We start from the raw sequence: 18,112 nt of genomic DNA on the forward strand, positions 1-18,112 counted from the left end.
ACAGATAAAGGGAATTCCAATGCAGCAAGCAGCGCAGACGGTCCAGGTGCGGGCCGTATACCCGGGCACCTTCGATCCCATCACCCTGGGGCATGAGGACATGGTGCGCCGTGCCAGCCGCATGTTCAGCCATGTCGTCGTGGCCGTGGCGGCGGGCCACCACAAGAAGACCATGTTCACGCTGGAGGAGCGCCTAGCCATCGTGCGCGGGGCGCTGGCGGATCTGCCCAATGTCTCGGTGGTCAGTTTCGAAGGTCTGGTGATCGAATGCGTGGCGGCACAGAATGCCCAGGTCATGGTGCGTGGGCTGCGCTCCGGCACGGATTTCGATTACGAATTCCAGCTGGCCGGCATGAACCGCCATCTCCAGCCCGAAGTGGAGACCTTGTTTCTCACGCCCAATCCGCAGCTGCAGTTCATCAGCAGCACGCTGGTGCGCGAGATCGCCACGCTGGGCGGTGAAGTGGGCCAGTTTGTCTCGGCCAGCGTGCACGAGCGCTTGCGTGAGAAACTCGGGGCGAAAGCCTGATTCTTGATTGCCTGCCGCCGTGCCGCTCCAGGCAACCGAGTTTCCCCTCGAAGGCCGCGGCTATACCAAGTGAGCAGCGCGGAGGCCTTTTTAACCGGCCTTACAAGGCCATGCTGCCCGCGCGTTCCCGGACCACATCGTGAACGAAGCGCAGCTTGCGCCGCGCGCCGGGCGAGATGGTGAACGGGTAGGCGTCCACATGACCCAGGCTGCGCGTCATGCTGTTGAGCAGCAGGGTCAGCGGCACCCATTGGGCCAGCATGGTGTCGAAATCGGGCCCCGGCCTGGCAAACGGGTCGCGCATGCCCACGGGCTGTACCATGCCGTCGGGCAGGCGGATGTGCGTGTCGTAGCTGGCTGCGGTTTCCAGCAGGTCCACCATGTGCAGGTAGTGGGCCCAGGTTTCGGCCCAGTCTTCCCAGGGATGGGCCGTGGCATAGGCGCTGATGTAATCCTCCTGCCAGTGCAAGGTCAGCGGATCCTTGCCGTAATGCACCTTCAGTGCCTGGGCGTAGTCCTGGCGCTCGTCGCCGAACAGCGCACGAAACGGCTCCAGCCAGTGCGAGCCGGCGATCAGCCTGTCCCAGTAGAAATGGCCCGATTCATGGCGCAGATGGCCGATCAGGGTACGGTAGGGCTCGTGCAGCGCGAGCCTGCGGCGCACGCGTTCCTCGTCGTCGGCCTCCACCACATTGAGCGTGATCATTCCGTGGGCATGGCCCGTCAGTACGGGTGCCGCGTCCGGCATGTCGGCCAGCAGCGAAAAGCGCGGATGCTGGTCCGGGTCCGCCTTGCCGTCGGTGCGCATCAGGCCAAGCTTGGCCGAGGTGTAGAACAGCAGGCGCTTGGCTGCTTCGATCTTGGCCCAGCGCATTTGATTGGCCGGATTGCTGGCGTCGGGCAGCCACAGCGTTTGCCGGCACGACAGGCACAGATCCTGGTTGTCGTCCTCGGCAATCGCGAAATTGCACAGGCTGATGTCGTGCCGATGGGCGCACAGGCGGTAGCGCAGCGGCTGGCCGCTGTCGGCGCTAGTGCCTTGCGGCGCCGGCTTGGCGCTGTGCCACCCATGTGGCGGTGAGGGTTCGGGAGCGGATTCAGGTCTCACGCTGGCCATGCGCAGGCTGTCGGGCAAAAAGGCCAGGGCAGCCCCGCAGTGCACGCATTGCAGGCTTTCGAAAAAAACCAGGTGCCCGCAGGCATCGCAGTTGAAAACTCGCATGGCTCGACTGTAAGGCAGCCTGTGCATCCCCTGAAACAGCAAAACCGGCAGGAGCGCCGGTTCTGCTGCATGTGCGTGGGGATGCTCAGGGGCGCACGACAATGCTGTTGCGCACTTCCCGCACGTTCTTGGTGGTGCGCGCAATTTCGGCGGCGCGTGCCTTCTCGGCTTCCGATTTGGCGAAACCGGACAGCTGCACCGTACCGTTGAGCGTCTCCACGCTGATGGCCGTGGCCGAAACGCTCTTGTCCTCGGCCATCTTGGCCTTGACGGCCGCGGTGATGCTGGCGTCGTCCACATAGGAGCCTACGGTCTGCTGTTCGCGGACCACGGAGCAGGCCGTGGTGCCGAAGACCACGGCGCCGGCCATGGCGGCGATGGCCAGAGCATGCATTGCTTTTTTCATCACTTTCCTTTCTTCGAGGGTGGGTGGAGGTATGGCGGACAGAGCGACGGGCTGCCGCGAGCGCTTGTTGCTTATTTCTTGCGGGACCTGGAGCCCAGGAAGAACGCGGTTGCAAGCGCGGCGCCGGTCGCTGCGGCGATCAGTACGGAGCGGCCGGGCTGCTCCGTGACATAGCGGGTTGTGGCGTCTGCGGCAGTCTGGAACTGGCGGCGTGCGCGATGCGAGCTGTCGGCCCAGAAGTTGATGCTGCGCTCGGCCAGGTCCTGGGCGCGGCGCGCCAGATCGTCGATCAGCTGGCGGTTGTATTCGTTCTCGGCATCGCGCAGGTGGCGGCCGGTCTCGTCGATGGCTTCGGATGCGGTGCGGCGCACACGCTGGTAGGTATCCGAAACGGTGTCCTGGATCTCCTCACCCGCATCCTTGGCGGCATGTGCCGCTTTCTTGGCTGCATGCTTGGCGGTGTCGAGCACGTCCTCGGCTGCTTCCTGCGCATGATCTGCAACATCTTTTGCAGAGTTCTTGATGTTTTCCACCACTTCCTTGGCCTCTTTCTCGTGCTGACTCATAAGTTTTAGCTCCCTGATAAGCGAGTGTTTCGGGGAAGGTCCAGTAAACACGACCCCATTTCCAAAGCAGAAAGCCCATCATGGCGAATGAATGCGCTTTGCGCAATGCAAGCGCCGCTCAACTGCATGGCGAGGTCGAGATATGGATTTGCCCTATCTCTTTATCAGGCTCACGGCAAACGAAATCACCGCCATGATGATGAAGACAAAGAACAGAATCTTGGCAATGCCGACGGCACCTGCCGCAATGCCGCCAAAGCCGAACACGGCGGCCACCAGGGCAATCACCAGAAATACCAGGGCGTAATGCAACATCTTGATCTCCTTGATAGAGCCGGGGCGAACGGATGATCGCCTCGCTTGCTACCAGACTGTAGAGTGCAATCTGCGGGTGCTCTGACGGAGCCCGGCGTGCCGCAGCGTCGGGGTTGCGGCCCACGGCAATGTAGGAGCGGCTCGAGTTGTAACCTTGCGCAAGCCCCGTTTTGGGCCCGTGGCCTTCAGGCCGCAGCCGTCGTATTCAAGGGGATGACGGCGGAGATGGTGGTGCCTTTGCCCACCTGCGAAGCCACCGTCAGGCGGCCGCCCGCTGCTTCGACGCGATGGCGCATGCCTGCCAGTCCATGGGAGTTGGGGCGCGTGGATGTGACCTCGAAACCCCGTCCGTCGTCCTGGATCTGTACCGCCACATAGGTAGGGTAGTTGTGCACGGTCACGATGACATGGCTGGCCTGGGCATACTTGCCGATATTGGTCAGCGACTCCTGCACGATGCGGTACACGGTCAGCTGGGTGGACTCCGGCAGGTCCACCTGCTCGAGATTGGATTCCACCTCGAGGCCGCTGCGCTCGGCGAATTCGCGTGTCAGGATTTCCAGCGCCGTGGTGAGGCCCAGGTTGGACAGGGAGGAGGGGCGCAGGTCCTCGATGATGCGCCGCTTGAGCGCGATACCGCTGTTGAGCGTCTCGACCAGGTGGGCGATGCGTTCGGAGACCTCGGGGGAGGACACGTCGATCTTGGACTTGAGGCGCGCCACATCGAGCTTGGCGGCGGTGAGCAATGAGCCGAGCTCGTCGTGCAGTTCGCGCGCCAGATGGCCGCGCTCGTCTTCGCGCACCTGCTGCAGGTGGGTCGCCAGTTCGGTCAGCGAGGTGGTGCGCTCGCGCACCAGCTCTTCCAGCCGGTTGCGTTCGTCGCGCTGTATTTCCTGCTCGCGCTGGCTGGCCTGCTGCAGCGCATAAGCCTGGCGCAGATACATGAAGAAGCCCAGGATGCCCAGCACCGTCACCGTGGCAATGCCGATGCGCGACAGGGACAGCGTGTGCTCGATATCGCGCATGTTCTGGCCGGCCTGCTTGTTCACACTCTCGAGCAGCGTCCTGCCATAGCCGCGGATGGCATCCATGTTCTCCATGCCCAGGTCGGTGAACATGACGAAGCGCCACGCCTCGTTGTTTCCCTGCTGGTACAGGCGCAGGCTCAGCTCCATCTCGTTCATCTTGCGCTCGACCTGGCGCGCCAGCGGCGTGAAGGTGGCCAGCTCGTCCGGATTGAGCAGGAAGATCTTGCGCAGCTCATCCATGGTGCTATTGATGGAGGACATCGCGCTGGTGTAAGGAGCAAGATAGCGCTCCTCTCCCGTGAGCAGGTAGCCGCGCAGCCCGGTCTCGGCATCCAGCATCTGCTGTATCAGCTGGTTGATACGGGCGCGCGTGTTCTGGGTTTTGGCCAGCGTCTCCAGCGCATTCATGGAACGCACATATCCGGCTTCGTTAATGCTCGCCATCAGTACCGCCGCAATAATGGCGACCGTCAGGCTGATCGCAATTTTGCGAAATTGTGTCCAGCGCATCTGCGTTCCTTCACCTACAAGCTGTTTCCCTGATATTCTGCGTGATCGTATCGCCAGTGGCTGACGCATCGATGTCGGCCGTATCCTGTTGTTGGATCGAGAGGAGCTGGCAGGGCTTCGTCAAAAAGAGGTGTTCATGATTAAAGTCGGCATTGTGGATGATCATGCAATTGTTCGTTCGGGCTTGCGTCAGTTCTTATCCGAGCATGTGGATCTGCGCGTGGTGGGCGAGGCAGCCAATGGCCGGGAGGCCATCGATCTGGTCCGGGAGCATGAAATCGACGTGTTGCTGATGGATCTTTCCATGCCGGGCCAAAGCGGCATCGATGCCCTGGCCATGCTCAGGGCCAAGGCTCCGGACATGGGCATCCTGATTCTCAGTGGCTATCCTGAAGAGCATTACGCGATCAACCTGATCCGCCAGGGAGCCAGCGGCTATCTGAACAAGGAGTGCGATCCCCAGGAAATTGCGGAAGCCATCCGCACCGTGGCGCTGGGGCGCCGCTATCTCACGCCTGCAGTGGCCGATCTGCTGGCCCAGCAACTCAACCGCAAGGACGATGCGCCGGCCCATGAGCAACTGTCCGAGCGCGAGTTCCAGGTGTTCCTGAAACTGGCGCGCGGCGAAACGGCGGGTGATATAGCGAAATCTTTGTCGCTGAGTGTAAAAACGGTGAGCACCTACAGGACGCGCCTGATGGAAAAGATGGGGCTTTCGTCCAACAGCGATTTGACCTATTACGCACTCAAAAACCGACTGATCGACTGAAAAAAAGGCCCGGGGAAACCGGGCCTTTTTATTTCGCCAAAAAATCAAGCATTCGTTGCGTTGAGCCCGATGCAATAATCGACAAGGGAATCGATTTCATTCGATTTGTCGAAAATCGCGTCGGCATTGAGCTGTTCGCAGCGCTTGCGAACGTCATTGGTGGCATAATTGCTGAGCACGATCAGTTTTTGCTGCTCCGCGCGCTTTTGGAATGCGCCCACTATTCCAAGGCCGCTGCCTTGGCGCAGAAACAGGTCGACAATGACGAGATCCCAGGAATCCTCGTTTTGAGACAGCCAGCGAGTTGCGTCGGCTTCTGTCTCGGCAATGCCAACGGGTTCGATATTGGCCAATTCCTGAAGGGTCTCGATCAAGTTTTCCCGAATGGTTGGATTATCTTCAACAAAATAGGTACGCAGCTTCACAATAATATCCGGCGATGTCACGATGCAAGATTGCAGCAATGGCGATCTTCTCTGATGCAATTGTCATGGTGACAGGTGCGAGCTCCTGCCAGTGCGCAAACAGCGGTGATGTAGGTTCTTTCCTATGGTTGGTGGCCGCAGACCGGGCAGCCCGGGTTGCGCGAGGTGCTCATGCTACTCCACTCCATGACCCGGCTGTCCAGCATTTGCAGCCGGCCTGTAGTGGGTTTCCCTAGGCCCGCGATGAGCTTCAGGGCTTCGGCTGCCTGCATGGTGCCGATGAGGCCGACGACGGGCGCAAAGACACCCATGGTCGAGCACTGCACCTCTTCGAATTCTGCTTCCGGCGGGAAAATGCAGGCATAGCATGGGCTTTGGGCATCGCGCGGGTCGATGACCATCAGCTGCCCGTCAAGGCGTATGGCGGCGCCCTCGATCAGCGGCACCCGGTGGCGTACGCAGGCTGCATTGATGCGGTGCCGGGTCTTGTAGTTGTCCGTGCAGTCGAGCACCACGGTGGCTTGCGGCACGAGTTCATCCAGCAGCTGGTCCGTGGCGCGCTGCTGAACGGCATGGACCAGCACCTGTGGATTGATGGCGAGCACGGCCTCGCGGATGGATTCGACCTTGGGCTGGCCGACGCGGCCGGTGGTGTGGGCGATCTGGCGCTGCAGATTGGTCATGTCCACCGTGTCATCGTCCACCAGCGTCATCTGCCCCACGCCGGCCGAACCCAGGTACAGCGCGGCCGGCGAGCCCAGCCCTCCGGCGCCGATGATGAGTACATGCGCGGCGAGAATGCGCTCCTGCCCTTCGATGCCGATTTCATCGAGCAGGATGTGGCGCGAATAGCGCAGGAGTTGGTCGTCATTCATTGATCGGTTCCCATTCGTGGCCAAGCCATGAAAAAGCCGGGCGCAAAGCCCGGCTTGGTCGGTAGGTGCATGCCGATTTTAGGATCAGTTGCCTTTTTTCTCCGGCTCGGCCTTGTTTGCCGGCTTTTTGTCGGCAGGCTTGCTGTCTTCGGGCTTCTTCTCGAGATCGCGGGCGGTCAGTGTCTTGCTGACCTTCACGGGCTTGCCCTTGAGCTGGTTCAGTGCCTGCTGCAGCTGGAAGTCCTTGTCCGAGCCGAACTCGGGCAGGCGGCGCTCCGACAGCGGCTTCTTGGATTCTTCCTCGAGGCGCTTGCGCGCTTCCTCGCGGGCCTTCTCCAGCGCCTCGTTCTTCACCTCGGCGCCCTGGCCGCTCGACAGGTGCTTTTCCAGGTCTGCTTCGCGCATGCTCAGGGCTGCAAACAGGTCGCCTTCCGGCGTCTCGTCCACCATCACGTCGGGAACAATGCCCTTGGCCTGGATGGATTTTCCGCTGGGGGTGTAGTAGCGGGCCGTGGTGAGCTTGAGTGCGGTGTCCGGACCCAGGGGGCGCACGGTCTGCACCGAACCCTTGCCGAAGGTCTGGCTGCCCATGATGGTGGCGCGCTTGTGGTCCTGCAGGGCGCCGGCCACGATCTCGCTGGCCGAAGCCGACCCTTCATTGACCAGCACCACCAGCGGCAGCTTCTTGAGTCCTGCAGGCAGGCGCTGCAGCGGATCGCCGAAGCCGCGCTGGGCGTAGAACTCGGGCGACGCCTTGTAGACGGCCTTGCTTTCCTCCAGCTGGCCGTTGGTCGAGACCACGGTGGTGTTGGCAGGCAGGAAGGCCGCGGAGATGGCGACGGCGGCATCGAGCAGGCCGCCCGGATCGTTGCGCAGATCCAGCACCAGGCCCTTGAGATTGGGGTCCTGCTTGTAGAGCTCCTCCACCTTGCGCACGAAGTCGTCGACCGTGCGCTCCTGGAACTGGCTCAGGCGGATCCAGGCATAGCCGGGTTCGATGAGCTTGCCCTTGACCGACTGGGTCTTGATCTCTTCGCGAGTGATGGTGACGGGGAAGCTGCGGCTTTCGTCCTTGCGCAGAATGGTCAGGCGCACTTTGGTATTGGGCTCGCCGCGCATGCGTTTGACCGCGTCGTTGAGCGACAGTCCCTTGACGGCGGTGTCGTCGATCTTGGTGATCAGGTCGCCGGTCTTGAGGCCGGCACGGAAGGCCGGGGAGCCCTCGATGGGCGAGACGATCTTGATCAGGCCATCTTCCATGGTGATCTCGATGCCCACGCCCACGAACCTGCCCATCGTGCCTTCGCGGAATTCCTTGTACGACTTCTTGTCGAAATACTGGGAGTGCGGGTCCAGGCTGGACACCATGCCCGAGATGGCATCGGTGATCAGCTTCTTGTCGCTGACGGGCTCGACATAGTCGGTCTTGATGAGGCCGAATACGGCCGACAGCTGTTGAATTTCTTCCAGCGGCAGGGGCGCCATGCCCCCTCGGGCCAGAGTCTGCAGCGATACCGTGGTCAGAGCGCCAGCCACCACGCCTACAGAGATCCAGCCTGCAATTTTGATTTTTTGACCCATAGCACCCCTTTAACCTTTGCAATATACACCTAGAGCGGTGCTTGACCCGCGAGGTTCCCCAGGGTTGCGGGCTTGCGGGTGCCGGGCATAAAGCGATGGCCAGCGCGTCTGCGGAGCCGGCAGCGGCTGCGCAGACGGTTTCACGCTTTTCAGGCCTTGCCCTGGGAGGCCACGGCTGCCGCGGCGCTGGCTGCAGCTGCGGCATCGCCCAGATAGTAGTGGCGAATGGGCTGGAGGTCGGCGTCCAGTTCGTAGACCAGAGGAATGCCGTTGGGAATGTTCAGGCTCACGATGTCCTGGTCGGAGATATGGTCCAGATACTTGACCAGTGCCCGGATGGAATTGCCATGGGCCGTGACGACCAGGCGCTTGCCGGCCTTGATGGCGGGGGCCATGGACTCTTCCCAGAACGGAATCACGCGGGCCACGGTGTCCTTGAGGCATTCGGTCAGCGGGATCTGCTCGGGTTGCAGCTTGGCGTAGCGGACATCGCTGCGCTCGCTGCGCGGGTCGCTGGCTTCCAGGGCCGGCGGCGGCACGTCATAGCTGCGGCGCCACTGCAGCACCTGGGCTTCGCCGTACTGCTTGGCCATGTCGGCCTTGTTGAGGCCTTGCAGGCCGCCGTAATGGCGCTCGTTCAGACGCCAGCTGTGCACCACGGGCAGCCAGGTGCGGTCCATCTCGTCGAGCACATGCCACAGCGTACGCGTGGCGCGCTTGAGCATGCTGGTGTAGGCCACATCGAAATCGTAGCCTTCGGCCTTGAGCAGACGGCCGGCCTGCTTGGCCTGCTCTACGCCGGTGGCGGTCAGATCCACATCGGTCCAGCCGGTAAAGCGGTTTTCAAGGTTCCAGGTGGATTCGCCGTGGCGGATCAGAACGAGCTTGTACATGGATTCTCTCAAAGTAGCAAAGCAGTAATGACGCTAAGTCAAAACTGGCATTTTAGAGCTTTGGCCTTTCCTGGGCCCCGCACAGGGGTGCAGGGCTGTCGCGCGTGGCGGCCGCATCGGCGGGCCGGAGGACGGAAATCGCAGTACCCGCTTGCGCTGCAGGGCAGTGGCAGAGCGGCTATCTTCTTGACCTTGGGTCGGGCCGGGAATGCCGCCGTGCCCCGGGTTCGGGCCTGCCCCTAAAATCGGCCGGTTTGCCATCCCGAGGAATGACGTGAAATTCATTATTGATAACTGGTACCTGATTCTGATCGCCGCGGCTTCGGGCGTCATGCTGGTGCTGCCCGTTGTACGTGGCGCTGCCGGCGGTTCGCTGTCGGCCGCTGCAGCCGTGCATCTGATCAACCGCGAAAAAGCCGTGGTGCTGGATGTATGCGAGCCCGAGGAGTTCGCTGCCGGCCATGTCAACGGTGCCAAGAATCTGCCGCTGGGCCAGTTCGAGGAAAAGCTGCCTTCCATGGTCAAGAACAAGCAGCTGCCGGTGGTGCTGGTGTGCGCCAAGGGCGCGCGAGCCGCGCGTGCCGAGGGCATCGCCCGGAAGCTGGGCTATGAGAAGGCCCAGGCGCTGGCTGGCGGCATGAAGGCCTGGCGCGATGCCGGCCTGCCGGTTGAGAAAGCGTAAACCGCCCCCAGCTGGTTTTCATCGGGCCTGCCCGATGCCGTGTTTTGAATCGCTGTCCGGGCGCCACGCGCGGGCCGCTGCTATGAAGTCGAGGAAGTTGCCCCCATGCAAGCCGTGAAGATGTACACCACCGCTGTCTGCCCCTATTGCATCCGTGCCAAGCAGATCCTGAAATCCAAGGGTGTGGAGCAGATCGAGGAAATCCGCATCGATGCCGATCCTGCCGCGCGCAGCCACATGATGGAGGTCACGGGCCGCCGTACGGTGCCGCAGATCTTCATCGGCGAAACCCATGTGGGCGGCTGCGACGACCTGATGGCGCTGGACGCCAAGGGCGGCCTGGTGCCCCTGCTGCAGTCCTGATGCCCGAATGCCGCGGCGCCTGCGAGATCTGCCGACGCCCGCCGGTGCACACTGCATAATGCAAGCTGCTATTTCCCATGGAAGAGCCCGCTGCGACAGCGCGTTGCAGCGGGCCTTTTCATTGCATTGAATCCCTATTCCTGAAAGACCGACCCCATCATGGCCGAACAAGAAACCCCCGTTTTCCAGATCCAGCGCGTGTACCTGAAGGACGTGTCGCTCGAGCAGCCCAATTCGCCCGCCATCCTGCTCGAGCAGGAGCAGCCCAATGTGGACATCCAGCTGGGCGTGGAAGCCACTCCCGTGGCCGAAGGCGTCTTTGAAGTGGCCGTGACCGCGACCGTGCAGACCAAGATCCAGGACAAGACCGTGTTCCTGGTGGAAGCCAAGCAGGCCGGCATCTTCGAGATCCGCAACGTGCCCGAAGACCAGATGGGCGCCGTGATCGGCATCGCCTGCCCGCAGATCATCTATCCCTACCTGCGCGGCAACGTGGCCGACATCGTGACCCGTGCGGGCTTCCCTCCCGTGCACCTGGCCGAAATCAATTTCCAGGCCATGTACGAGCAGCAGCAGGCCGCAGCGGCACAGGCCGAAGGCCAGCTGCCCCAGTAAGCCATCCCGGGCTTGCGACAAGAAAAAGAGGCCCCAGCGGCCTCTTTTGCATTTCGGGCGGGTTAATCTCGGCGGCTATGAAAATTGTTGTCATTGGTGCTGGCGCCTGGGGTACGGCGCTGGCCATCAGCGCGGCGGCGCATGGCGAAGATCGTTCCGTGGTGCTCTGGGCGCGCGACGCGGCCCAGGCACAGGCCATGCAGGCCGAACGGGCCAACAGCCGCTATCTCCAGGGCGTGCGGTTCCCGGCGGCGCTGGCCGTGGTGCATGGCGATGTCATGGGCCATGTCCACGCGGCCGATCTGGTCGTTCTCGGCACGCCCATGGCGGCACTGCGCGAATGGCTGGGCCGGCTCAAGGATTGCGCGGTTCCCGTGGCCTGGCTTTGCAAGGGCTTCGAGGCCGTGCCGCCCGGCGCACCGGCGGGCGCCTACGGGCTGATGGCGCATGAAATCTGCCAGCAGGTGGCGCCCGGACTGCGCAGCGGCGTGCTCAGCGGCCCCAGCTTTGCGGCCGAGGTGGCGCGCCAGCAGCCCACGGCCCTGGTGGCGGCCAGCCAGCACGCGCAGGTGACCGAGCAGCTGGTGACCGCCTTCCATGGCGGCGCCCTGCGCGTCTATGCCAACAGCGACATCGTGGGCGTGGAAGTGGGCGGCGCCGTGAAGAACGTGCTGGCCATTGCCACCGGGCTTTGCGACGGCCTGCAGCTGGGGCTCAATGCGCGGGCGGCGCTGGTGACGCGCGGCCTGGCGGAAATGACGCGCCTGGGCGTGGCCCTCGGCGCACGCACGGAAACCTTCATGGGACTGTCCGGCCTGGGCGATCTGGTGCTGACCGCCACCGGTGACCTGTCGCGCAACCGCAAAGTCGGCCTGCTGCTGGCCCAAGGCCGGACGCTGGAGCAGGCCGTGGCCTCCCTGGGCCATGTGGCCGAAGGCGTCTACAGCGCACGCACCGTGCTGGCGCGCGCGCGTTTGCTGCAGGTGGAGATGCCGATCGCCGAAACCGTGGTGGACCTGCTCGACGGCCGCATCACGGCAGCCCAGGCCGTGGAGCACCTGATGGGCCGCGACCCGAAGCCGGAGAGCTGACCTTGAAACTGGCGTGTTTCAGGTGCGAGACGGCCAGCATGGGCCGCCCCGCAGCAAAGGCCATCGCCCCCCTTTCAAGGGGAAGCGGCGAATCCGCTCAGGGGGTCAACGTAACTCCCTCATGCTGAGCCAGGCGCTGGCCGCGCCGCAGGCCGCGACCATGGCCATGCCGATCACGGCCCATTGGTCGGGGATGTGGCCGTAGACCAGCCAGCCGGCCAGCAATGCGCAGGGGATCTGGCTGTACAGGAACGGCGTGATGGTGGCGGGCTGGGCTTTTTCGTAGGCCTTGAGCAGCATCAGGTGCCCGACCGCGCTGCCCACGCCCATGGCGATGCCGGCCAGCCACAGCGCTGCCGTGTCCGGTAGCTGCCAGGTCCAGGGCAGGGTGGCGCAGGTCAGGGCCAGCGCCAGCAGGCTGGTGTAGATCTGCGTGGTCAGCGGCCGTTCCTTGCCTGCCATGCGGCTGCTGAGCACCTGGTAGGCCGTGTTGGCCGCCAGTTGCAGCACGGGCCAGAACAGTGCCCAGCCGCTGAAATTGGCGCCGGGCCGGATGATGACCAGCGTGCCGGCAAAGCCCAGCCCCACCAGCACCCAGCGCAGCGGGCTGACGCGCTGGCGCAGCCACAGCGCGGCCACCAGGGTCAGCGCCAGCGGCGTGAGGGCCACCACGGCGGTGAATTCGGCCAGCGGCAGGTAGCGCAGGCTCAGCATGGCCAGTGCATTGCTCAGGCAAAACAGCACGGCGCGCAGGCACTGGAAGCCGGGGCGCTGCGTGCGAAAGATATCCAGCCCGTGTCTGGCAACGCCGAAACCCACGGTCAATGCCGATTGCAGCACATAGCGCAGCCACAGCGCCATCAGCAGCGGCAGCAGGGCGCCCGCGTATTTGGAGCCGGTGTCCAGTACCGAAAAGCAGGCGCAGGCCAGCACCGTGAAGGCAATGCCCGTCAGCGTGTGCCGGTGGGCCGATGAAGCGGAGTGCTGTGGCATGGAAAAAGCGCGCAGGGCACCCCTGCCGGTGCCCGATGGAGAATGGATTTCAGGCATTTTTTGCCTGAAACCTTTGCCAGCAAAGCGCTGGCAGCTATCGAATCAGAGGCTCAGTTCCAGTGCCAGCAGTTCCTCCACGGTCTGGCGCCGGCGGATCAGCCGGGCGTCGGTGCCGTCCACCAGCACTTCGGCGGCCAGCGGACGCGTGTTGTAGTTGCTGGACATGGAGCTGCCGTAGGCGCCCGTGTCATGGATCACGAGCAGGTCGCCCACGCTGGCGCCGGCCAGCGCGCGCGGCAGCACCACGCCGCCGTCGCCCTGGGTGAACACGTCGCCCGATTCGCACAGCGGGCCGGCCACCACGCTGTCGCGCGCGGGCAGGGCGGCGCCGTCGCGGCGCAGCACGTCCATGGCATGGAAGCTGCCGTACATGGCGGGGCGCATCAGCTCGTTGAAGCCGGTATCGACCAGCACGAAATGATTGCTGCCGGCATTCTTGGTGGCGCGCACCGTGCCCAGCAGCACGCCCGATTCGGCCACCAGGAAGCGGCCGGGCTCCAGCTCCAGGCCCAGCTTGTGGCCCACGATGCTCTCGGCTTGCTTGCGCGCCGCATCCCACAGGCCGTGGTAGTGCGCGGTGTCGATGGTGGCGTCGCCCTTGCGGTAGGGAATGGACAGGCCTCCGCCGGCCGAGATGGCATGCAGGTCATGGCCTGCGGCCTTGGTGCGTTCCACTAGCTTGACCATGGCGCCGCAGACTTCCTGCAGGTGGCCGTAGTCCACGCCGGAGCCGATGTGCATGTGCAGGCCGGCCAGCACCAGGCCGCCGGTGCGGATGGCGGCCAGCGCCGCTTCCAGCTCGCTGTGCCAGATGCCGTGCTTGCTGTGCTCGCCGCCGGTATTGGTCTTGTTGCTGTGGCCGTGGCCGAAGCCAGGGTTGATGCGCAGCCACACGTGGTGGCCGGGGGAGGCCGCGGCCAGCTGGTGCAGCATGTCGATGGAGCCGGCGTTCACGGGCACCTTGTGCTCCACCACGGTGGCCAGCGTGGCCTCGTCCATCACGTCGGCGGTGTAGACGATGTCGGCCGGCTCGCCAAAGCCCGGCGTGAAGCCTGCGGCCAGCGCGCGCAGGATCTCGCCGCGCGAGACGGCATCCACCTTCACGCCCTGTTCGCGCATCAGCCGGAGGATGTGGATGTTGGAGCACGCCTTCTGGGCAAAGCGCACGGTGTCGAAGGCCTGCAGCTGGGCGATGCGCTCGCGGATGGTGGCTGCGTCATACACCCACAGCGGGGTGCAGTATCGATCGGCCAGGGACCAGAGTTGGGCGGGAGTGAAGGGATTGGACATGGCTGTTGGGGATTCCGTCTGATTCGCCGCCCATGGTGCCCATGTCGATGCATGCAGTCCAATGCTTGCTTTTGAGTAGTCTATTCATTATGGATATGCTCTGGGTATGTCAGAACCGCTGCCCGTTCCAGTGCCCGAGCGCATCGCCCATCGCCATATCGAGGTTTTCAGAGCCCTCATGCTCGCCGGCACGGCCACGGGCGCGGCTTCCATGCTGTTCACCTCCCAGCCCACGGTAAGCCGCGAGCTTGCGCGGCTGGAACAGCTCCTGGGCTATGCGCTGTTCGACCGCTCCCAGGGACGTTTGCGGCCCAATGCCCGCGCCCTGCAGCTGTGGGACGAGGTGCAGCGCAGCTGGGCGGGGCTGGACCGGGTGGTGGAGCGCGCGCTGGAGCTGGGCCGGCCGCACCAGGCCAGCCTGCATGTACTGTGCCTGCCGGCGCTGAGCCATGCGCTGCTGCCCCGGGCCCTGGCGCTGCTGCATGCCGGCCACGGTCCGGTTTCCGTCAGCGTGGCCACGCAGGAGGCGCCGCTGCTGCAGGAGTGGATGGCGGCCCAGCGCTACGACCTGGGCCTTTCCGAACTGGCCGATGCGCCGCCCGGCACGCGCAGCCTGCCGCTGCCGGCGCTGGATGAAGTGGCCGTGCTGCCTGCCGGTCACCCGCTGGCGCAGCACAGCGTGCTCGGGGCCGAGGACTTTGCGGGCGAATCCTTCATCAGCCTGGCGCGCGACGACCCCTACCGCCAGCAGATCGATGCCGTGTTCGCCAGGGCGCGCGTGGAGCGCCAGATGCGGCTGGAAACCCATAGCGCCGTGGCTGTCTGCGCCATGGTCCAGCAGGGGCTGGGCGTGGCCGTCGTCAACCCGCTCACGGCCCGCGCCTGCGCCGGGCCGCAGCTGGTGGTGCGGCCGCTGGCATTCTCGATACCTTTCCAGGTGCACATGCTGCTGCCGCTGCACCGGCCCGCGGTGCCGGAAGTGGACTGGCTGGTCGCGGCCCTGCTGCAGTCCGTCCAGGCCTAGTCTTCTGCATTGAGCCGGATGCCGGGCTCGGCCGGCTTGGCCCGGGGCGACCGGAAACGGCTGGGGACGGTATGCGAGTGGCTCCGGGCCCGGCGTGCGCTCAGAGATGCACGGGCCGCAGCCTGGCTGCCACGGCCCCGGCCAGAAGATGGAGCAGCGAGCACAGCAGCCAGTAGATGGCCCCCACGAAGAGAAACACCTCGGCCGGGTTGACCATCAGCCTTGCATTGACCTGGGTGGCGAGAAAGGACAGCTCGCCCACGCCCACGATATAGGCCAGCGAGCTGTCCTTGACCAGCGTGACCCACTGGTTCACGAAAGAAGGCAGCATGACGGCCAGCGCCTGCGGCAGTATCACCATGCGCAGGACCTGCCAGCGCGTGAAGCCCAGCGCCGCGCCCGCATCCCACTGCCCCTGCGCCACGGCGTGGATGCCGGCCGCCACGCCGTGGGCCAGATAGGCCGCGCCGATCAGCGACAGCGCGCAGACCACGGAGAACATGCCGGGCACATCGAGGCCGAACAGCACGGGCAGCAGAAAGTAGCTCCAGAAGATCAGCATCAGCACCGGTATGGCGCGCAGAAAGCCCAGCACGATGCGCAGCAGCCGCGCCGCGGGGCCGGCGCTGTCCTGGCCCAGGGCCAGGGCAATGCCCAGTACCAGTCCCAGCACGGCCGATACCACGCCCGAGAGGCCGCTCAGCATCAGCGTGAGCAGCGCGCCGCCGGGCGGCCCGTCGGGAAACGTGCCCCACAGCAGGTACTGCCAGTCGTCGGCGAGGGCGGAGAAGTTCATGTGCGCTCCAGGCGGATGCGGCCCCAGGGGCGCCGGTTCTGGAGATGCCGGCCCAGCATTTCCAGGGCCGCGACCAGCGCGATGTAGAGCATGGTGGCAATGCCGTAGACCTGGAAGGACTGGAAGGTCTCGGCCTCGGCCTGGCGCGCGCGGTACGACAGTTCCATCAGCCCTATGGCCATGCCCAGCGAGGTGTTCTTGACGATGTTCATGTACTGCCCGAAAAGCGGCGCCACGATCCGGGCCAGCGCCTGGGGCAGCACGATATGCCGCAGCACCTGCGCGCGCCGCATGCCCAGGGACAGGGCGGCCTGCGCCTGGCTGCGCGGCACGCTGCGCAGGCCGGCACGTATTTCCTCGCCCACGTAGGCGGTGGAATACAGCACCAGCCCCCACAGGGCAGCCACAAACTCGAACGACGGCCAGCCGATGCCGAAAGCCCCCAGCTCCAGCCGGTGCGGGTGGTTGAGCCACGCGGCCCACTCTTGCGGCAGCAGCCCCGGCACACCGAAATACCAGAAGAACAGCTGCACCAGCAGCGGCGTGTTGCGAAAGGCGGAAAGGTAGAGGCCGGCCGCTTGGCGCACGGTCGCCAGCGGCGCGGTGCGCGCCACGGCGAACAGCATGCCCAGCAGCGTGGCGGCGGCAATGACCAGCAGCGAGGCCAGCAGGGTGGTGGCCGCGCCATCGAGCAGCCAGCCCCAGTACCTGGCAGCCAGCAGTTGCCGGGGCCAGTCCGTGAAAGCAATCATGGGGAAGGGCAAGCGCCTGAAGATGCTTCAGGCGCTTGAAAAGAAGTCGGATATTCAAAAAACGTAGCTGCCACCGCTTATCCGGTAATGGTTGCAAGCCATTCCCATATAAAAAATCTTTGGAGGCGGCGAATCCTGAGCCCGCAGGCACCGCGCCAGAGCCGCCTGGCGGCGAAGGTGCGTCCCTGCAGCAGCATGCCGCTTGGGAGGCAGGCGCGCAGCGCCTCGGGGATCAGGCTTTGTCTCCGATCCTGAAGTTGCGCTGCAGCGGCGTATTGCTCTGGGGGCCGAACCAGGCGTCATAGATCCGGCCCGCCTGCCCCTTGGCTTCGAGGTCCTTGAGCGTGGCGTTGACCCAGTCGGTCAGCGCCGCCTCGCCCTTGGGCAGGCCCACGCCGATGAAGTCGCTGGAGATGGCAAAGGGCGGCACCTCCCATTTGGCGCGTTCCTGCGGATTCTTGATGGTGGCCAGCAGGCCTACGAGCTTGGGGCCGTCCTGGGAGATCGCCTGCACATTGCCGTTGCGCAGCGCGGTGAACGCAAACGGCGTGTCGTCGTAGGCCACCAGCGTGGCCTGGGGGTATTTCTCGCGCAACACGATTTCGTTGGTCGTGCCCTTGTCCACGCCGATGCGCAGGCCGCTGAGCTGCTCGGGCGCACTGAGCTTGCCCTTGGGCACGAGGAACTGCGTGCCCGAGGCGAAGTAGGGAATGCTGAAATTCACCTGCTTGGCGCGCTCCTCGGTGATGGTGAAGTTGGCCAGCACCAGGTCCACCTTGCCCGACAGCAGCAGCGGCACGCGGTTGGCGGGGTTGGTGGGCACCAGCTGCAGCTTCACGCCCAGGCGCCTGGCGAACTCGTGGGCATAGTCCACGTCCAGGCCCACGATCTGGCGCGTCTTGGGGTCGACAAAGCCGAAAGGAGGGTTGGAATCGAAGGCTGCCACACGCAGCACGCCCGCATTCCGGATGTCCTGCAGGCGGTCCGCCCAGGCCGCATCCGAGGCCAGCACCGCGGCGGCGGCAGCGGTTGCGGTGATCAATTTCTTCAGCGCCATAAAACCCGATCTCCCTGATGGAAATGAAAGTCATTGAATCCGGCGCCCTGGTCCAAGCAGGCGTATTGCTGCAAAAACCGGAGCGTTGGAGCTGGCTGAATTGTCGAAATGCAGGTTTAAAACAGAAAGGAATATTTTTCGACGGAGATATATGTTTTAGGTATTAAGGCGGATATTCCGTGGGAATGAAGGCCGCATCGGCATGGCGCCGATCCCTGCGGGTGCGGGCGAGCCACAAGGCCAAAGGGCTTTCAGGCCTGCGCGGATTGC

The 18,112-nt window shown here is 64.3% G+C and carries 21 protein-coding genes; 7 read left to right on the forward strand and 14 right to left on the reverse strand.

Annotation, left to right across the window (positions count from 1 at the left end; translation table 11 throughout):
* Positions 1-19: 19 nt before the first annotated feature.
* Positions 20-529, forward strand: coding sequence for a pantetheine-phosphate adenylyltransferase (gene coaD, locus Cte04_RS12315; protein WP_066477751.1), 510 nt, complete (start codon positions 20-22; stop codon positions 527-529).
* Positions 530-629: 100 nt separating this feature from the next.
* On the opposite strand, the gene Cte04_RS12320 is transcribed toward coaD, so the two are convergent.
* The 5 genes from Cte04_RS12320 to Cte04_RS12340 all read right to left on the reverse strand — a co-directional run bounded on the left by Cte04_RS12320 (position 630) and on the right by Cte04_RS12340 (position 4,576).
* The gene (locus Cte04_RS12320) at positions 630-1,751 is read right to left on the reverse strand and encodes a zinc-binding metallopeptidase family protein (RefSeq protein ID WP_066477754.1); all 1,122 of its coding nucleotides are present in this window, start codon (positions 1,749-1,751) and stop codon (positions 630-632) included.
* 85 nt (positions 1,752-1,836) lie between these two features.
* Complete coding sequence (locus tag Cte04_RS12325; protein WP_066478110.1) at positions 1,837-2,157, reverse strand: BON domain-containing protein; 321 nt, start codon at positions 2,155-2,157, stop codon at positions 1,837-1,839.
* Between the two features lie 71 nt (positions 2,158-2,228).
* A complete protein-coding gene (locus Cte04_RS12330) occupies positions 2,229-2,723 on the reverse strand; it encodes a hypothetical protein (RefSeq protein ID WP_083526646.1) in 495 nt (164 codons plus the stop codon).
* Between the two features lie 153 nt (positions 2,724-2,876).
* A complete protein-coding gene (locus tag Cte04_RS12335; RefSeq protein ID WP_083526647.1) occupies positions 2,877-3,038 on the reverse strand; it encodes a DUF1328 domain-containing protein in 162 nt (53 codons plus the stop codon).
* 185 nt (positions 3,039-3,223) lie between these two features.
* Positions 3,224-4,576, reverse strand: coding sequence for a CHASE3 domain-containing protein (locus tag Cte04_RS12340; RefSeq protein WP_066477757.1), 1,353 nt, complete (start codon positions 4,574-4,576; stop codon positions 3,224-3,226).
* Positions 4,577-4,712: 136 nt separating this feature from the next.
* Here Cte04_RS12340 and Cte04_RS12345 point away from each other — a divergent pair, with 136 nt between their 5' ends.
* Positions 4,713-5,345 carry a response regulator gene (locus Cte04_RS12345; protein ID WP_066478135.1) on the forward strand — a complete coding sequence of 211 codons (633 nt, stop codon included), beginning with the start codon at positions 4,713-4,715 and terminating at the stop codon, positions 5,343-5,345.
* A gap of 44 nt (positions 5,346-5,389) precedes the next feature.
* Here the strand turns inward: Cte04_RS12345 and Cte04_RS12350 are convergent, their stop codons facing one another.
* The 4 genes from Cte04_RS12350 to gpmA form a co-directional block, all read right to left on the reverse strand.
* On the reverse strand, positions 5,390-5,770 hold the full coding sequence (locus tag Cte04_RS12350; RefSeq protein WP_066478137.1) for a response regulator: 381 nt from the start codon (positions 5,768-5,770) through the stop codon (positions 5,390-5,392).
* A 122-nt stretch (positions 5,771-5,892) separates the two neighbouring features.
* Complete coding sequence (locus tag Cte04_RS12355; RefSeq protein WP_066477761.1) at positions 5,893-6,645, reverse strand: HesA/MoeB/ThiF family protein; 753 nt, start codon at positions 6,643-6,645, stop codon at positions 5,893-5,895.
* Positions 6,646-6,729: 84 nt separating this feature from the next.
* Positions 6,730-8,226 carry a S41 family peptidase gene (locus Cte04_RS12360; RefSeq protein ID WP_066477765.1) on the reverse strand — a complete coding sequence of 499 codons (1,497 nt, stop codon included), beginning with the start codon at positions 8,224-8,226 and terminating at the stop codon, positions 6,730-6,732.
* A 149-nt stretch (positions 8,227-8,375) separates the two neighbouring features.
* Positions 8,376-9,119: a 2,3-diphosphoglycerate-dependent phosphoglycerate mutase gene (gene gpmA, locus Cte04_RS12365; RefSeq protein WP_066477768.1), complete on the reverse strand. Its 744-nt coding sequence runs from the start codon at positions 9,117-9,119 to the stop codon at positions 8,376-8,378.
* Positions 9,120-9,393: 274 nt separating this feature from the next.
* Between gpmA and Cte04_RS12370 the strand changes: the two genes are divergently transcribed.
* The 4 genes from Cte04_RS12370 to Cte04_RS12385 all read left to right on the forward strand — a co-directional run bounded on the left by Cte04_RS12370 (position 9,394) and on the right by Cte04_RS12385 (position 11,870).
* Positions 9,394-9,801, forward strand: coding sequence for a rhodanese-like domain-containing protein (locus Cte04_RS12370; RefSeq protein WP_066477771.1), 408 nt, complete (start codon positions 9,394-9,396; stop codon positions 9,799-9,801).
* Positions 9,802-9,906: 105 nt separating this feature from the next.
* Positions 9,907-10,164 carry a glutaredoxin 3 gene (gene grxC, locus Cte04_RS12375; RefSeq protein WP_066477772.1) on the forward strand — a complete coding sequence of 86 codons (258 nt, stop codon included), beginning with the start codon at positions 9,907-9,909 and terminating at the stop codon, positions 10,162-10,164.
* Positions 10,165-10,323: 159 nt separating this feature from the next.
* Positions 10,324-10,779 carry a protein-export chaperone SecB gene (gene secB, locus Cte04_RS12380; protein ID WP_066477781.1) on the forward strand — a complete coding sequence of 152 codons (456 nt, stop codon included), beginning with the start codon at positions 10,324-10,326 and terminating at the stop codon, positions 10,777-10,779.
* Between the two features lie 77 nt (positions 10,780-10,856).
* Positions 10,857-11,870 (forward strand): NAD(P)H-dependent glycerol-3-phosphate dehydrogenase, encoded by a 1,014-nt coding sequence (locus tag Cte04_RS12385; protein ID WP_066477783.1) that lies wholly within the window; start codon positions 10,857-10,859, stop codon positions 11,868-11,870.
* A gap of 105 nt (positions 11,871-11,975) precedes the next feature.
* Here Cte04_RS12385 and Cte04_RS12390 read toward each other — a convergent pair whose 3' ends face one another.
* Positions 11,976-12,863 (reverse strand): DMT family transporter, encoded by an 888-nt coding sequence (locus Cte04_RS12390; RefSeq protein ID WP_066477786.1) that lies wholly within the window; start codon positions 12,861-12,863, stop codon positions 11,976-11,978.
* Positions 12,864-12,965: 102 nt separating this feature from the next.
* A complete protein-coding gene (lysA, locus tag Cte04_RS12395) occupies positions 12,966-14,213 on the reverse strand; it encodes a diaminopimelate decarboxylase (RefSeq protein ID WP_066477787.1) in 1,248 nt (415 codons plus the stop codon).
* 106 nt (positions 14,214-14,319) lie between these two features.
* On the opposite strand from lysA, the gene Cte04_RS12400 reads away from it, so the two are divergent.
* Entirely contained in the window at positions 14,320-15,237 is a 918-nt protein-coding gene (locus Cte04_RS12400) for a LysR family transcriptional regulator (protein ID WP_066477790.1), read from the forward strand.
* Between the two features lie 100 nt (positions 15,238-15,337).
* On the opposite strand, the gene Cte04_RS12405 is transcribed toward Cte04_RS12400, so the two are convergent.
* The 3 genes from Cte04_RS12405 to Cte04_RS12415 form a co-directional block, all read right to left on the reverse strand.
* Complete coding sequence (locus Cte04_RS12405) at positions 15,338-16,033, reverse strand: amino acid ABC transporter permease (protein ID WP_066477792.1); 696 nt, start codon at positions 16,031-16,033, stop codon at positions 15,338-15,340.
* Positions 16,030-16,785: an amino acid ABC transporter permease gene (locus tag Cte04_RS12410; protein WP_066477795.1), complete on the reverse strand. Its 756-nt coding sequence runs from the start codon at positions 16,783-16,785 to the stop codon at positions 16,030-16,032. Before Cte04_RS12410 ends, Cte04_RS12405 begins: the two co-directional genes overlap by 4 nt.
* A gap of 232 nt (positions 16,786-17,017) precedes the next feature.
* On the reverse strand, positions 17,018-17,842 hold the full coding sequence (locus Cte04_RS12415) for an ABC transporter substrate-binding protein (RefSeq protein WP_066477798.1): 825 nt from the start codon (positions 17,840-17,842) through the stop codon (positions 17,018-17,020).
* Positions 17,843-18,112: the final 270 nt, after the last annotated feature.

Origin of the sequence: Comamonas terrae, from assembly GCF_001544075.1 — a bacterium.
Lineage (GTDB): Bacteria > Pseudomonadota > Gammaproteobacteria > Burkholderiales > Burkholderiaceae_C > Comamonas > Comamonas terrae.

Excerpts from the sequence above, each read along its gene's own strand:
- Cte04_RS12400 (WP_066477790.1), top strand. The coding sequence starts at position 14,320 with ATGTCAGAACCGCTGCCCGTTCCAGTGCCCGAGCGCATCGCCCATCGC.
- Cte04_RS12360 (WP_066477765.1), bottom strand. The coding sequence starts at position 8,226 with ATGGGTCAAAAAATCAAAATTGCAGGCTGGATCTCTGTAGGCGTGGTG.
- Cte04_RS12410 (WP_066477795.1), bottom strand. The coding sequence starts at position 16,785 with ATGATTGCTTTCACGGACTGGCCCCGGCAACTGCTGGCTGCCAGGTAC.
- Cte04_RS12330 (WP_083526646.1), bottom strand. The coding sequence starts at position 2,723 with ATGAGTCAGCACGAGAAAGAGGCCAAGGAAGTGGTGGAAAACATCAAG.
- secB (WP_066477781.1), top strand. The coding sequence starts at position 10,324 with ATGGCCGAACAAGAAACCCCCGTTTTCCAGATCCAGCGCGTGTACCTG.
- Cte04_RS12385 (WP_066477783.1), top strand. The coding sequence starts at position 10,857 with ATGAAAATTGTTGTCATTGGTGCTGGCGCCTGGGGTACGGCGCTGGCC.
- coaD (WP_066477751.1), top strand. The coding sequence starts at position 20 with ATGCAGCAAGCAGCGCAGACGGTCCAGGTGCGGGCCGTATACCCGGGC.
- Cte04_RS12320 (WP_066477754.1), bottom strand. The coding sequence starts at position 1,751 with ATGCGAGTTTTCAACTGCGATGCCTGCGGGCACCTGGTTTTTTTCGAA.
- Cte04_RS12405 (WP_066477792.1), bottom strand. The coding sequence starts at position 16,033 with ATGAACTTCTCCGCCCTCGCCGACGACTGGCAGTACCTGCTGTGGGGC.
- lysA (WP_066477787.1), bottom strand. The coding sequence starts at position 14,213 with ATGTCCAATCCCTTCACTCCCGCCCAACTCTGGTCCCTGGCCGATCGA.
- Cte04_RS12345 (WP_066478135.1), top strand. The coding sequence starts at position 4,713 with ATGATTAAAGTCGGCATTGTGGATGATCATGCAATTGTTCGTTCGGGC.
- Cte04_RS12355 (WP_066477761.1), bottom strand. The coding sequence starts at position 6,645 with ATGAATGACGACCAACTCCTGCGCTATTCGCGCCACATCCTGCTCGAT.
- grxC (WP_066477772.1), top strand. The coding sequence starts at position 9,907 with ATGCAAGCCGTGAAGATGTACACCACCGCTGTCTGCCCCTATTGCATC.
- gpmA (WP_066477768.1), bottom strand. The coding sequence starts at position 9,119 with ATGTACAAGCTCGTTCTGATCCGCCACGGCGAATCCACCTGGAACCTT.
- Cte04_RS12390 (WP_066477786.1), bottom strand. The coding sequence starts at position 12,863 with ATGCCACAGCACTCCGCTTCATCGGCCCACCGGCACACGCTGACGGGC.
- Cte04_RS12415 (WP_066477798.1), bottom strand. The coding sequence starts at position 17,842 with ATGGCGCTGAAGAAATTGATCACCGCAACCGCTGCCGCCGCCGCGGTG.
- Cte04_RS12335 (WP_083526647.1), bottom strand. The coding sequence starts at position 3,038 with ATGTTGCATTACGCCCTGGTATTTCTGGTGATTGCCCTGGTGGCCGCC.
- Cte04_RS12325 (WP_066478110.1), bottom strand. The coding sequence starts at position 2,157 with ATGAAAAAAGCAATGCATGCTCTGGCCATCGCCGCCATGGCCGGCGCC.
- Cte04_RS12340 (WP_066477757.1), bottom strand. The coding sequence starts at position 4,576 with ATGCGCTGGACACAATTTCGCAAAATTGCGATCAGCCTGACGGTCGCC.